The following is a 12,149-nucleotide window of genomic DNA, read 5'->3' as shown; positions in this document are numbered from 1 at the left end:
ACTTTTTCAAATTCTGATTTCATCGAAAAAGTGGCCGGAATAAATCGGAATGGGTGGCCACTTTCAATCAGAATCAGTGGCCGGTTTGAATCGGAATCGATGGCCACTTTGGATCGGAATATACAAAGCAGAAATAATTAAAAAAGCGCTTTTTAAATCAAAAAATAATAAAACAAAAGCAGCAAAAATGCTTAAAATAGATCGGATGACTCTCTATTCAAAAATAAAGAAATTTAACTTATGGCAAAAGTGAAAATTATGATTTACAAAATATGTAAGATAAACTCTACAAATTTGTTCTTTTTTCTCTAAAATTCTTTTCCATTTTTTAATTTAATTTCCCGTGCCTCAATAAATAAATATCAAGAAAAATAAAAATAAATTTTAAAAAGAATTTAGAGTGGCACGTTTCTTGCTTAAAATTTAAATGTTAATTGGATTAAAGTGAATAGAAAAGAAATTGAAAAAATATTAATTGTCGATGATGATAAAGATTGGAGAGAAACGATAGGTGATATTTTGAAAAAACAGGGATATAAAATATTATTTGCAAAAAATGGTAGAACATCTTTAAAGATATTAAAAAAAGAAAATATTGATTTAATTATACTGGATTTGAGACTTCCTGATATAAGTGGAATGGAAGTCCTTGAAAAAGCAAAGAACATGTTAAACCCTGTTAAAGTCATAATGATATCTGCATATGGAAACAAAACCATTAAAAAGAGGGCAAAAGGGGCAGGAGTATTAGAATTCATGGATAAGCCATTTAGTGAGAAAAGGTTATCTGCAATTGTAATGAAAGCTTTTAAAAATGGGGAGAAAAGATAAAAATGAAACTAAATGAAGAGGATGAAAAAATCAAATCAGATTATCGAATCCAGGAATTGCTCAATGCTTTAGATGAAGGCATTTTAGATATGGAATTTGTTCGAGAGAAAATTAAGAAGATATTAGGTCATGAAGTAGAAATTGTTAAGGGGCATGATGGGAAATATAAAATTATATTATAAAGTATTAAAAAATTTAAAAGAAAGGAGGTGAATGAAGATGGCAGTAGAAAAGGCTATTGCATCCTCAAGCCTGGTTGAAGTGGTTGATAGAATCCTTGACAAGGGTATAGTCATCGATGCCTGGGTAAGGGTTTCTCTGGTTGGTATTGAGTTGTTAGCTCTTGAAGCAAGGGTTGTTATTGCTTCGGTTGAGACCTACCTCAAGTATGCTGAGGCAATTGGTTTAACCACAACCGCAGCTGCTTAAGATTGCGGACCAGGCTTAAAAGAGGACGATACTTGCCAATGTATCCTCGAAAAAAAGAGCATACATCGCCAAGTATCCTTCTCTAAGTTAATCTAAAGAGTTTAATTTAAACTAAAGAGGAGGTAAAAAAATGGCAAGATTAGAGGAAATAAGAAATTTGAGCAAAGACATTATTGCTTTATATGATGCAAGAATGAAAGAAAAAGAGAATAGAAAGAAGAATGTAAGAAATTTTTTAGCCAAGAGTGAATCTGAGAGGAAAAAAGAATTTGATAATATGCTAACCCATATTCAATCTTATCAGAAGCAGAGGAAAAGCGAAGTAACTAATATGTTGAAAGACTTCCAGATAAAACATAAAGAGATGGCTGATATCTTAAGAGATAACTTATCTAAAGGTGAGACTGAGAGAAAGAGAGAATTTGCGAGGATGTTTAGTGACATTCAGTCCAGTTATAAGGATATTCAGAAAAAGATCAGTAATTTATTGGAGAACTTCAAAGAAGAGCAAGAAAAGGTTGCTACTATATGGCACGATATGAATGTCAAAATGGCAGAAAAAAGGGGTAGTGCACCAAAAATAGAAATAACCCCTGTAGAAAAGAAGATCGTATCACCCAAGCGAGAATTAGAAGAAGAAATAGCTGAGGAAAAGATAGAAGCATTTTCTTTAAAGAAGGAAGTCCCATCACCTAAGCCAAAGAAAAAAATAAAGAAAAAATAAAACAAAATCCTTACCCCTTGTTTTGAAGTTAGGCTTGAGCAGAATGGAGTTACAAAATGAAAGAATTTGAGTGTGCTTATTGTAAAGGTAAAGGCGTGGATCCTTTCGAACTTTTATCCTCTCTTGCAAAGTGTCAGGTATGCGGGGGGAAAGGTAAAGTTACAGTTTTTGAACCTGTATTAAAATGCGCATATTGCCAGGGCACAGGTATCCATCCTTATGGTGTTCGCATTACCTGTACAGTATGTGGAGGCAAAGGATTAGTTACAATTGATGAGGGAATAAATAATGAATGTTTTGATTGCAGAGGCAGTGGCCGTGCTCAAGAGAGTAAACTACCTTGTCTCATATGTAAGGGCAAAGGTATAGTTGTTCAGAAACACAAAGAAATTCGCTTCTATTAAGCAGAAAAAAATAAAAATTTTTATTAAGGAGGTAAGTTATAAATGATAGAAGAGATGACCACAGTAATAGAACCCAAGCCCTTGCCAGATTTTGTAGAGACTGAGATGGTAAGGAAAATTACCAATCGTGCGCTTGCTTATATTAAAGCTGGCTTTCCAATTCATTTCAGGGGACCTTCAGGCACTGGAAAAACTACTTTAGCCATGCATCTTGCAAGTAAAATTGGAAGACCAGTTGTAATGATTCATGGTGATGAAGAGTTTACTACTTCTGACTTAATAGGAGGAGAATATGGTTATAGATTTAAAAAAATAGTAGATCGCTTTGTTTCCCGTGTACTCAAGGTAGAGGAAGATATGATGAAAAGGTGGGTGGATAATCGTTTAACAGTTGCCTGTAGATATGGACTTACTCTCATCTATGATGAGTTTACACGTTCTCGTCCTGAAGCAAATAATATTTTACTTTCCATCTTACAAGAGAAAATGATGGATTTACCGGCTGGTCGAGAAGAGGGGCCTTATTTGAAAGTCGATCCAGATTTTACTGCCATTTTTACTTCTAATCCTGAGGAATATGCTGGAGTACATCGTAGCCAGGATGCCTTAAGAGATAGAATGGTAACCATTGACCTTGATCACTATGATAGAAAAACAGAGATTGCCATAACTAAAGCAAAATCGGGCTTGAGCAGTAAAGAGGCAGAAAAAATAGTAGATATCGTAAGGTCTTTAAGAGATTCAGGTGAGTGTGAATTTTATCCAACTATTCGTGGATGTATAATGATTGCTAAAAGCCTAAGAGTGCTTAATGGAACTATTAAAAAAGATAATCAGATTTTCAGGGAAGTCTGTCAGGATATTTTAGCCTCGGAGACCAGCCGTGTAGGCTCAAAAACCAATCAGGAAAGGGTAAAAAAATTAGTAAGGGAACTGATAGATAAATACTGTTAAAAAATATTAATAGTTAGTAAATAATCTTCCTTTGTGAAGGAAGATGCAGGAATTGAGATTTTTGGGTATTAGAAAGGCGAGGAGCAAAAAGAACCAAGCAAAAAATAGGAGGTGAGAAAATGACTTTAATGAGAACATTTTCAAAAGTGGATAAGGATGGAAAAATTGCTATCCCAGATAACATTCGAAAAGAAGCAGAACTAAGAGAAGGGCAATTAGTCGAGCTTAAGATTGTAGGAGCAAGCAAAAAAAAGAGTGTTTTAATTACACGGAGAAAAACTGCCAGATAAAAATGTATATTTATGGCATTATAGAGACTAACGAAGAAAAATACTTTGGATCTATAGGTATTACTGCAGATGAGGAGGTCTACACAATTTCTCATAAAGATATCGCTGCCTGTGTAAGTGATTCCCTAAATGTAAATTACTCTTCCTTGATGAAGGATACATTGATTAAATTTCTTATGAGACATCAATTTGTTATTGAAAATATAATGAAAAACTATACTATCATTCCTGTCAAATTTGGGACTACAGTCTCAGGTAATGAAGATGTTCAAGAGGTATTGAGGAAGGGATACAGAGAATTTAAAGATACTTTGCGATATATAAATGGAAAAATAGAACTTGATATAGTAGTTAGCTTTGATGATTTAGACTCAATTTTGAAGGAGATAGGTGAGATATCTGAAATCAAGAAATTCAAGGAAGAGGTTTTATCAAAGTCTTCTAAAGGAACTTTAGAAGATATGATAAAGGTAGGAGCGATGGTAAAGAAAGTCTTAGACAGGCAAAAGAATGAGTGTAACTCACAAATATTAAATTTTTTAAAAAGTGAAGCTATAGAATTTCGACGTCACGAAGTTATTATGGATGATAGTATGATTTTAAATTGTGCTTTCTTATTGGATAAGAATAAAGAGAGAGAATTTGATCAAAGAATAAAGGAAGTGGATCAAAAATTTGGTGGAAGATTAAATTTCCGTTGCATAGGCCCTCTTCCTCCATATAGTTTTAGCACAGTGGAAATAAAAAAAGTTGAATTTGAAGCATTAAATAAAGCAATGAATACATTAGGATTAAGCAATAAAGTTACACAATTAGAAATGAAGAAAGCCTATCGTAAATTAGCATTTAAATATCATCCTGATAAGAATCTCCATAATCCCGAGACCCGATCCAGATTTGCTGAGCTGAACAATGCTTATAAACTTCTCAGTCTTTATTGTCATGGAAGCAAACACTCATTTGAAAAGGAAAAGGCAGGGGATTTTATCTCAGTCAGGATAATAAAAGACCTCATGGACCCAAGAAAATGATAAAGGAAGGCAAATATATTTACTGTATAATTCAGAACAAGGAGGATAGGAATTTTGGCTCTATTGGCATTGGTGGCAGAGGCGATGAAGTAACTACTATATCCTATAAAAACTTAGCGATGGTAATCAGCAACTCACCAATGGAGAAGTATATGGTAAGTCGGGAGAATCTACTTGCTCACCAAAAGGTTATTGAGGAAGTTATGAAAGATTACACTGTTTTGCCGGTAAGATTCTGTACTATTGCCTCCAATGCCGATGAAATAAGAAACCTTCTTGATAAGAGATATTTAGAGTTTAAAAATCTTCTCCGAGATATGGATAATAAAATTGAATTAGGAGTTAAAGCATGGTGGAAAGATATGAATATTATTTTTAACGAAATCGTTGAAGAGAATAAAGAAATAAAACGATTTAAAGAGAAAATTTCTAAAGAATCAATTGAAGTAAGTTATATGGATAGAATAGAGATTGGAAAGATGGTGCAGACTGCCCTGGAGAACAAAAAAGAGAAGGAGGCAAAAGAGATATTCAATGTCTTAAGGAAATCAGCATACAATGCTAAAAATGTCAAGGTTTATGGAGATAACATGATTTTAAATGCTGCTTTTTTAATAGATAGAGCGAGAGAAAAGGAGTTTGATACATTAATGGACAATTTTGATAAAAAATATGGTCAGAGAATAAAGTTTAATTATGTGGGACCAGTTCCACCTTATAATTTTGTTAATATTGTCATATATAACGATTAAGATGTTTATAATCGATGATATTTTGCTTACCCCTGTAAAGGGGTTGGTATGGATGGCTGATAAGATAAAAAAGCAAGCAGAAGCTGAATACCTTGATGACTCTAAAGTGCAAGAAAATCTTATAAGTATCCAGATGGACCTTGAAGCTGGTCTTATTTCCGGAGAAGAATACAATGAGCAGGAAAGAAAACTTTTAGAAAGATTGGAAGCTATTAGAAAATATAAAGAAGGAAAGCGATAAAGGAGGTGAAGTTAAATGGTAAATTCTATAGGAGAATTAATTGAGAAGACTCGTAAGGAATTAAATAAACTAACAGGATTAAAGCTTTCTTCTACAGTAGGAGCTATCAAAGATGAAAAAGGCTGGCGTATAATTGTAGAAATGATTGAAAAAAAATCAATTCCTGACCAGATGGATATTCTGGCAATCTATGAGGCTATTGTAGACGATAATGGAAATCTCTTTGGGTTTGAACGAAAAAGAATGCGTAAGAGAATTGAGACATCAGAAGAAAAGTAAAAAGAGATTAAAAAGGAGACTATTTTAAATGACTTTGGAAGCCACAAAGGATAGTTCAGGGTCATTAGTAGATGTAATAGACCGAATCCTGGATAAAGGCTTGGTAATTAATGCAGATATAGCCATATCTTTAGCTGGAGTTGAGCTTCTTGGTATCAAGATAAGGGCAGCTCTTGCCTCATTTGAAACTGCTGCCAGATATGGCTTGGAATTTCCCTCTGGAACAAATGTTGAGACGGATGCCTGGAAGAAAGCCATTGTAGAAAAAGATACATGTCCCCAGTGTGATAAGATGGTGCCTCGAGAAGAACTTTTGACTGATGGATGTCCCTGGTGTGGCTGGCATAGTGCTAAGACAAAGACAAAACCACTTGCCTAAAAGATAGAGAAGCTCTATGAACAAAAAAGTGATTACTGAGAAATTTTAGAAAAAAGGTTATTTTATTTGTAGATATAAACCAAGTAGGGAGAAGTGAACTATGGACATTAAAACAAACAGAAATATAAAAAGTAGTCTGGATGTCGTGAGAACTCAGAAGATACCTTCTATAACATCAAGGATAGAGGAGCAACTGAAAGCTGAATTGGAGGAGGACTTTGGACCGATATTAAAAGATGAAGAAATCTCTGAAATAGCTCGTAAGGAAGAGGAGAGAAAAACAAAGCAGAATCTGGCTCTAAAAAAATCAAGAATGAATATAATAAGGGTTAAGGAAAAAGCAAAGGATACTCAAAGGATAAGACAGGCCTTGGTTAAGGCGGAAATTCACTGCAAAACCAAAAATTTAGATGTAAGGACAAACACAAAAATCAGTAGAGGTTCTGGGAAAAAAGAGTATTCAAAATTTAAAAAAATTAATATTACCTACTAAAAAAAGTAACTTGTGCCTGGAGCGAAGATGCCAATCAATATAGAGGAAGGCAATCTTAAACACGGCATTTTAGGTTTGGTTATTGCTTTAGTAGAGATAATCAAAGATGCTCTCAATCTTCAGGCAATAAAGCGTATGGAGGGAGGGAGGTTATCCGAGGAAGAGATGGAGAGGCTTGGTGAGGCTCTTATGGAGTTAGATGTGGCAATTGAGGAGGTAAAAAAGGAGCAGGGTATCACTGAATCAGTTAAATCAGTAAGAGATGGATTGGATAGTATTGTGGATGATGTATTAGAAAAAATGGTAAACCCTGAAGGATGGAGAAAAGAAGCAGAGAAGATGGAAATTTAAAATGGAGAGGGGCTTATATCTTTATTGTATAGCCGAGGGAAATGATAAGATAACCCTTGGCAATATCGGAATAGATAACAGTGAGGTTTATACTATTCCTTGTGAAGATTTATGCGCTATAGTTCATAAATGTCCTTCAGAGCCCTATAAATCAGAAGACAATGAAGTGGTAAAAAAATGGGTAATGGCTCACCAGAAGGTCATTGATATTGCGTGGGAAAGATTTGGCACTGTCTTACCCTTGGGTTTTGACACCATAATTAAAGGCGAAGAAGGAATCGAACCAGAAGAGAATATGAAGAATTGGATAAGGGATGATTATAAAAATCTAAAACAAAAATTTGCTAAGGTTAGAGATAGAGCCGAATATGGAGTTCAAGTTTTCTGGGATTTCATGGTGATTGTAGAGAAAATAATAGAAAATAACCCAGAAATTAAGAAATTAAATGAGGAAATAAAATCCAAATCTAAAGGCTTAGCTTATATGTATAAACAGAAACTTGAGAATCTGTTAAAGGGAGAGGTTGAGGCAGAGGCAGAGAGGTATTTTAGAGACTTCTACGAGCGGATTAAAAGATATGCAGATGAAACCAAAGTGGAAAAGATCAAAAAGTCTGAAGAGGGAAAACAGATGTTAATGAACCTTTCCTGTTTACTTCCTAAGGATAAGAGTAAAGTACTGGGTGATGAATTAGAGAAAATTAACAATACGGAAGGGTTCTTTGTTCGTTTTACCGGCCCATGGCCACCATATAGTTTTGTATAGGAATCAAAATTTAATGGAGCCTATTCGGAATTCTCGAGCTACTCTGGTAGATTTATTGGACAGGATTTTAGAGAAGGGATTGGTAATTAATGCAGACATAATAATTTCTGTTGCCGGTATACCTTTGATTGGAATCAGCTTAAGAGCAGCATTAGCAGGGATGGAAACCATGCTTAAATATGGTGTAATGCAGGCCTGGGATGAGAAGAGCAGAGCCTGGGAAACAAAACACAGAAAACTCCAAAAAGAAGCACAGGAAGTTATAAATATTTAAAAGAAAGATGAATACAATAAGGAGTAGTTTAGATAAGCTGAGAAAATTGCCTGAATTTCCTTTAGAAGAAAATGAAAAAATAATAGAGCATTATACAGCATCGTATGATATGGGAAATTCTCAATTTTCTTCCTGGAGATTGGGTAATCTATACCTTACCAATAAACGAGTTTTTTTTGCTCAAGGTCGAAAAATAATATTCAATATTCCTATGTCTCAAATAAAAGATATAAACATAGTAGAAAGAAGATGGATCCTCGGAAAAAAGATTGAGCAACTTCGTATCTCTTGGGGTGATACCAAAACTAAATTTGTTTATATCGGAATAAAAAACCCTGCTTATTGGAAAGATTTAATAGAAGCAGAGGCTTAAGAATTTATCCATGACAGATGATAATGGTGAAAGGATTATATTGCAGGAAAAAGCAGGTCTCCTTACAATTCCTGCATCTCATTGGAAACTTGGAACTCTCTGCCTAACAAATAAAAGACTCACTTTTTTCCAGCCAAATGGCATTATAATTAATATTTTCTTAAATGACATAAAAGATATCAAAATAGAGAAAGTTCCTTATGCATTTACCAAAAGGAATGCCCTCTGTATCTTGTATCAGGACGAAGATAAAGCTGGGACGTCAAAAGCATATCTGATAATAACTAACGTTGAAGTCTGGAGGAAAAAAATTTATGATATTTCATTATTAAAAATAAATGAGGATAAAGTAGATAAGATTGTTAAAGAATTAGACCTCGATAGCCAGGCTCTATTAATATATATCTGGAATAACCGACATGCAAAGATTGATGAGTTAGCCTGTCTTATAAAAGCTTCTACCCATATGGACGTGCTCTTAAAAATAAGAGAAATTATTAATCCAGCTGCGGAAAGGATAATAGGAAGTCCCATATTAGTATTTGAAAACTCAAAAATCGATGAGATTACAGGCGAAAGGGTCTGTTCTAGCTGGTGGATAGCAGGTCAGGAGAAGAGCTACGCCCTTAAAAAAGAACCTTTTATAGATATCTTTGATGAAAATGATCATTTAGCTATCATTGTAGAGTTAGCCAGTAGTGTTCAAAAAGAAGATATCATAATTAAAATAAGAAATAATACTTTATACATAACAGCTTATGGACTGGAAAATAAAGTAAATAAAGATATAGCCCTGCCTTTTAAGGTTGATTCAAAAAGATTTTTTAAGAGATTTAACAATGGGATTTTACAGGTTAGACTGAAGAAGGCTTAAAGGATAGAATCCTGTTAGAGATTTTCTCAGCTATCTGGGGTAGATCTCTAATGGTAAATAAAAAAGTAGATAAGGAGACAAAACATGCATGAAGAAGAGGAAATAAAAATAGCCTGCTCTATGTTTAAAAAGTATGAATCTGAAATTAAGAATTTAACCCAGAAAATTAATGAGTCTAAAAAGATCAATCAGAAATCCCGATATGCTGAAGGATTATTAAAAGAGGTTGAGAAGCTTCTTTCCTGTCCTGATTATGATGAGATAAAATTAGATTGTAAAAATTGTCGGACTATTTCAGAGTTTCGCAAACAAACTGCAGAGTTAGTAATTAAGACCTGCAAGTTAAGAGGTATCTAATATAAACGCATTTAATTCTGATGCATTCCTGTCCCCTCACCCCTCCCTCTCCCCTGAGGGGAGAGGATTGAGGTGAGGGGGAAAACGAGTAAGATGTAACAAATATTAGTACTTTCGTATTAGTGTCGTGTCAGCAGCTACATTATTGACAATTTAGTCCAGGAGTGGCAAAGTGAAAAAGAAAATGACATTAAAAACTTTAACTCTCAAAGTAGCTGAAGCAAAAACAAGGGATGTAGGAAGAGGAATTGCAAGAATTGACCCAAGCGATTTAAAGCTGATAGGTGTTGAGGTGGGGGATGTTATATTAATAAGCGGCAAGCGAGATACTCCTGCAAAGGTGATGCCTGCCTATCTAGAGGATAGAGGCAAAGGAATTGTTCAGATAGATGGCCTTATTCGTGAGAACGCCCAGATTGGAATTGATGAAAAGGTTGAGGTTCAGAAAGTCTCCTTTAAATCAGCCAATAAGATTACTTTAACTCCGATTACAGTTAGTTCCCTGCGAGGAGAAAAAGATACAAGATATCTGGGTAGATTAATGGAAGGTTTGCCTTTAATGAGTGGTGATCGAGTTCGAGTAAATCTATTTGGTGCCCGCTCATGCGAATTTAGAGTGTTAGATACAGTTCCTAAAGATGTTGTCTTAGTTCAACCTACAACTCTTATCAAACTGGAATTAAGAGAAATTAGTGAAAAGCATGCCTATAAGATCTCTTATGAAGACATTGGAGGTCTAAGTGTACAGATTCAAAGGATAAGGGAAATGATTGAACTTCCTTTGAAGTATCCTCAACTCTTTGATAGATTGGGCATAGATGCTCCAAAAGGGGTTCTTCTGTACGGTCCTCCAGGCTGTGGCAAAACCCTTATTGCAAAAGCAGTAGCTAATGAAACGGATGCCTATTTTACCCATATAACTGGGCCAGAGATTATGGGAAAATTTTATGGAGAATCTGAGGCCCGTTTAAGGTCAGTATTTGAAGAAGCCCAGAGAAATGCTCCAGCGATTATCTTCATCGATGAGATTGATGCCATTGCTCCGAAAAGAGAAGAGATGGGCGGTGAAAAACAGGTGGAGCGAAGAGTTGTAGCACAACTTTTAGCTTTAATGGATGGCTTAAAAGCACGAGGCCAGATTATTGTTATTGCTGCTACCAACTTACCCAATACCCTTGATCCGGCATTAAGACGACCTGGCCGTTTTGACAGAGAGATCTCTATACCTATTCCGGATAAAAATGCTCGCTTAGAAATACTTCAAATCCATACTCGGGGTATGCCCTTAGCTAAAGATGTAGATTTAGAAAAATTAGCAGACATTACCCATGGCTTTGTAGGTGCAGATCTGGAAGCCTTAGCCAGAGAAGCAGCTATGGTAACTCTTCGAAAGCTTCTTCCAAAGGTTAACTTCGAAATGGACGAAATACCTTATGAGGAGCTTATGGAATTGCAAGTTACACAAGATGCTTTTCTGGAAGCATTAAAAGAGGTAGAGCCTTCGGCTTTGAGGGAGGTATTTGTTGAAATACCGGATGTTGGCTGGGATGATATTGGGGGGCTCGAAGATATAAAAGAACAGCTAAAGGAGGCTATAGAGTGGCCGTTAATCCATGCTGATGTATTTAAAGAAGCAAAGACAACCCCTCCAAAAGGCATCCTACTTCATGGTCCTCCAGGCACAGGAAAGACCCTTTTAGCTAAAGCAGTAGCAAACAAATGTGGAGTCAATTTCATTTCAGTTAAAGGACCTCAGCTTCTTTCTAAATATGTGGGAGAGGCAGAGAGGGGAGTTAGGGAAGTATTTAAGAAAGCAAAACAGGCAGCACCAACTGTACTTTTCTTCGATGAACTTGAGAGTTTAGTTCCAATTCGGAATTCAGGTATTGGAGACTCTCGAGTTACCGAAAGGGTAATCAGTCAATTTTTGGCTGAGATGGATGGAATAGAAGAGTTAAAGGGAGTAGTAGTCTTGGGTGCTACCAATAGGATTGATATGGTTGATCCTGCCCTTTTAAGAGCAGGAAGGTTTGATCTTTTAATTGAGCTTCCCATCCCAGATGAGGCAGCAAGAATTGAAATCTTTAAAGTCCATACTAAAAATAAACCTTTAGACAAAAATGTCGATATTCTGAATCTGGCCATTCAGACAAATGGTTGTGTGGGTTCAGATATTGAATTCATTTGTCGAAAAGCCTCCATGTTAGCTATAAAAGAGTTTATAAACCAAAAGGATAAAGAGGAGAAGAAGTCAATATATAAATTCAGTATCAAAAGAGAGCACTTTGAAGAAGCAATCAAATTGTTAATGAGACGTAAAAAAATCGAAGAAAAAGAAATATTTTAA

21 protein-coding genes are annotated in these 12,149 nt (G+C 35.2%); all 21 read left to right on the top strand.

Annotated features, from left to right (window positions below; all coding sequences use genetic code 11):
* Positions 1-49: 49 nt before the first annotated feature.
* Entirely contained in the window at positions 50-253 is a 204-nt protein-coding gene (locus tag AB1410_06535; GenBank protein ID MEW6456351.1) for a helix-turn-helix domain-containing protein, read from the top strand.
* 191 nt (positions 254-444) lie between these two features.
* Entirely contained in the window at positions 445-831 is a 387-nt protein-coding gene (locus tag AB1410_06530) for a response regulator (GenBank protein MEW6456350.1), read from the top strand.
* Between the two features lie 2 nt (positions 832-833).
* Positions 834-1,013, top strand: a complete 180-nt coding sequence (locus AB1410_06525; protein MEW6456349.1) for a hypothetical protein — start codon at positions 834-836, stop codon at positions 1,011-1,013.
* 37 nt (positions 1,014-1,050) lie between these two features.
* Positions 1,051-1,260 (top strand): gas vesicle structural protein GvpA, encoded by a 210-nt coding sequence (gvpA, locus tag AB1410_06520; GenBank protein MEW6456348.1) that lies wholly within the window; start codon positions 1,051-1,053, stop codon positions 1,258-1,260.
* Between the two features lie 130 nt (positions 1,261-1,390).
* A complete protein-coding gene (locus tag AB1410_06515; protein ID MEW6456347.1) occupies positions 1,391-1,984 on the top strand; it encodes a hypothetical protein in 594 nt (197 codons plus the stop codon).
* A 56-nt stretch (positions 1,985-2,040) separates the two neighbouring features.
* Positions 2,041-2,388: a hypothetical protein gene (locus AB1410_06510; protein ID MEW6456346.1), complete on the top strand. Its 348-nt coding sequence runs from the start codon at positions 2,041-2,043 to the stop codon at positions 2,386-2,388.
* Between the two features lie 42 nt (positions 2,389-2,430).
* Entirely contained in the window at positions 2,431-3,342 is a 912-nt protein-coding gene (gene gvpN, locus AB1410_06505) for a gas vesicle protein GvpN (GenBank protein MEW6456345.1), read from the top strand.
* 119 nt (positions 3,343-3,461) lie between these two features.
* Positions 3,462-3,632: a hypothetical protein gene (locus tag AB1410_06500; protein ID MEW6456344.1), complete on the top strand. Its 171-nt coding sequence runs from the start codon at positions 3,462-3,464 to the stop codon at positions 3,630-3,632.
* A gap of 2 nt (positions 3,633-3,634) precedes the next feature.
* Positions 3,635-4,663, top strand: coding sequence for a GvpL/GvpF family gas vesicle protein (locus tag AB1410_06495; GenBank protein ID MEW6456343.1), 1,029 nt, complete (start codon positions 3,635-3,637; stop codon positions 4,661-4,663).
* Entirely contained in the window at positions 4,660-5,415 is a 756-nt protein-coding gene (locus AB1410_06490) for a GvpL/GvpF family gas vesicle protein (GenBank protein ID MEW6456342.1), read from the top strand. Before AB1410_06495 ends, AB1410_06490 begins: the two co-directional genes overlap by 4 nt.
* Before the next feature lies 1 nt (position 5,416).
* A complete protein-coding gene (locus tag AB1410_06485; GenBank protein MEW6456341.1) occupies positions 5,417-5,656 on the top strand; it encodes a gas vesicle protein GvpG in 240 nt (79 codons plus the stop codon).
* A gap of 15 nt (positions 5,657-5,671) precedes the next feature.
* Positions 5,672-5,935 carry a gas vesicle protein GvpO gene (gene gvpO, locus AB1410_06480; protein MEW6456340.1) on the top strand — a complete coding sequence of 88 codons (264 nt, stop codon included), beginning with the start codon at positions 5,672-5,674 and terminating at the stop codon, positions 5,933-5,935.
* A 28-nt stretch (positions 5,936-5,963) separates the two neighbouring features.
* On the top strand, positions 5,964-6,314 hold the full coding sequence (locus AB1410_06475) for a gas vesicle protein (GenBank protein MEW6456339.1): 351 nt from the start codon (positions 5,964-5,966) through the stop codon (positions 6,312-6,314).
* A gap of 100 nt (positions 6,315-6,414) precedes the next feature.
* Entirely contained in the window at positions 6,415-6,807 is a 393-nt protein-coding gene (locus AB1410_06470) for a hypothetical protein (GenBank protein ID MEW6456338.1), read from the top strand.
* Between the two features lie 27 nt (positions 6,808-6,834).
* Positions 6,835-7,158: a gas vesicle protein K gene (locus AB1410_06465; protein ID MEW6456337.1), complete on the top strand. Its 324-nt coding sequence runs from the start codon at positions 6,835-6,837 to the stop codon at positions 7,156-7,158.
* A gap of 1 nt (position 7,159) precedes the next feature.
* Complete coding sequence (locus AB1410_06460; protein ID MEW6456336.1) at positions 7,160-7,924, top strand: GvpL/GvpF family gas vesicle protein; 765 nt, start codon at positions 7,160-7,162, stop codon at positions 7,922-7,924.
* Between the two features lie 13 nt (positions 7,925-7,937).
* Positions 7,938-8,198 carry a gas vesicle protein gene (locus AB1410_06455; protein ID MEW6456335.1) on the top strand — a complete coding sequence of 87 codons (261 nt, stop codon included), beginning with the start codon at positions 7,938-7,940 and terminating at the stop codon, positions 8,196-8,198.
* A 7-nt stretch (positions 8,199-8,205) separates the two neighbouring features.
* Positions 8,206-8,571 carry a GRAM domain-containing protein gene (locus AB1410_06450; protein MEW6456334.1) on the top strand — a complete coding sequence of 122 codons (366 nt, stop codon included), beginning with the start codon at positions 8,206-8,208 and terminating at the stop codon, positions 8,569-8,571.
* Positions 8,572-8,581: 10 nt separating this feature from the next.
* Positions 8,582-9,445, top strand: a complete 864-nt coding sequence (locus tag AB1410_06445; protein MEW6456333.1) for a hypothetical protein — start codon at positions 8,582-8,584, stop codon at positions 9,443-9,445.
* Positions 9,446-9,529: 84 nt separating this feature from the next.
* Positions 9,530-9,802, top strand: a complete 273-nt coding sequence (locus tag AB1410_06440) for a hypothetical protein (GenBank protein MEW6456332.1) — start codon at positions 9,530-9,532, stop codon at positions 9,800-9,802.
* Between the two features lie 184 nt (positions 9,803-9,986).
* Positions 9,987-12,149, top strand: coding sequence for a CDC48 family AAA ATPase (locus AB1410_06435; GenBank protein ID MEW6456331.1), 2,163 nt, complete (start codon positions 9,987-9,989; stop codon positions 12,147-12,149).

The organism is Acidobacteriota bacterium (assembly GCA_040756905.1).
GTDB lineage: Bacteria > Acidobacteriota > Aminicenantia > JBFLYD01 > JBFLYD01 > JBFLYD01.
The sequence above is the reverse complement of the archived record's forward strand: the minus strand, read 5'-3'. Positions and strand labels throughout refer to the sequence as shown.

Bases quoted from the DNA above. Each gene is read 5' to 3' on its own strand.
- AB1410_06535 (MEW6456351.1), top strand. From the start codon at position 50: ATGGGTGGCCACTTTCAATCAGAATCAGTGGCCGGTTTGAATCGGAAT.
- AB1410_06525 (MEW6456349.1), top strand. From the start codon at position 834: ATGAAACTAAATGAAGAGGATGAAAAAATCAAATCAGATTATCGAATC.
- gvpA (MEW6456348.1), top strand. From the start codon at position 1,051: ATGGCAGTAGAAAAGGCTATTGCATCCTCAAGCCTGGTTGAAGTGGTT.
- AB1410_06515 (MEW6456347.1), top strand. From the start codon at position 1,391: ATGGCAAGATTAGAGGAAATAAGAAATTTGAGCAAAGACATTATTGCT.
- AB1410_06510 (MEW6456346.1), top strand. From the start codon at position 2,041: ATGAAAGAATTTGAGTGTGCTTATTGTAAAGGTAAAGGCGTGGATCCT.
- gvpN (MEW6456345.1), top strand. From the start codon at position 2,431: ATGATAGAAGAGATGACCACAGTAATAGAACCCAAGCCCTTGCCAGAT.
- AB1410_06500 (MEW6456344.1), top strand. From the start codon at position 3,462: ATGACTTTAATGAGAACATTTTCAAAAGTGGATAAGGATGGAAAAATT.
- AB1410_06495 (MEW6456343.1), top strand. From the start codon at position 3,635: ATGTATATTTATGGCATTATAGAGACTAACGAAGAAAAATACTTTGGA.
- AB1410_06490 (MEW6456342.1), top strand. From the start codon at position 4,660: ATGATAAAGGAAGGCAAATATATTTACTGTATAATTCAGAACAAGGAG.
- AB1410_06485 (MEW6456341.1), top strand. From the start codon at position 5,417: ATGTTTATAATCGATGATATTTTGCTTACCCCTGTAAAGGGGTTGGTA.
- gvpO (MEW6456340.1), top strand. From the start codon at position 5,672: ATGGTAAATTCTATAGGAGAATTAATTGAGAAGACTCGTAAGGAATTA.
- AB1410_06475 (MEW6456339.1), top strand. From the start codon at position 5,964: ATGACTTTGGAAGCCACAAAGGATAGTTCAGGGTCATTAGTAGATGTA.
- AB1410_06470 (MEW6456338.1), top strand. From the start codon at position 6,415: ATGGACATTAAAACAAACAGAAATATAAAAAGTAGTCTGGATGTCGTG.
- AB1410_06465 (MEW6456337.1), top strand. From the start codon at position 6,835: ATGCCAATCAATATAGAGGAAGGCAATCTTAAACACGGCATTTTAGGT.
- AB1410_06460 (MEW6456336.1), top strand. From the start codon at position 7,160: ATGGAGAGGGGCTTATATCTTTATTGTATAGCCGAGGGAAATGATAAG.
- AB1410_06455 (MEW6456335.1), top strand. From the start codon at position 7,938: ATGGAGCCTATTCGGAATTCTCGAGCTACTCTGGTAGATTTATTGGAC.
- AB1410_06450 (MEW6456334.1), top strand. From the start codon at position 8,206: ATGAATACAATAAGGAGTAGTTTAGATAAGCTGAGAAAATTGCCTGAA.
- AB1410_06445 (MEW6456333.1), top strand. From the start codon at position 8,582: ATGACAGATGATAATGGTGAAAGGATTATATTGCAGGAAAAAGCAGGT.
- AB1410_06440 (MEW6456332.1), top strand. From the start codon at position 9,530: ATGCATGAAGAAGAGGAAATAAAAATAGCCTGCTCTATGTTTAAAAAG.
- AB1410_06435 (MEW6456331.1), top strand. From the start codon at position 9,987: ATGACATTAAAAACTTTAACTCTCAAAGTAGCTGAAGCAAAAACAAGG.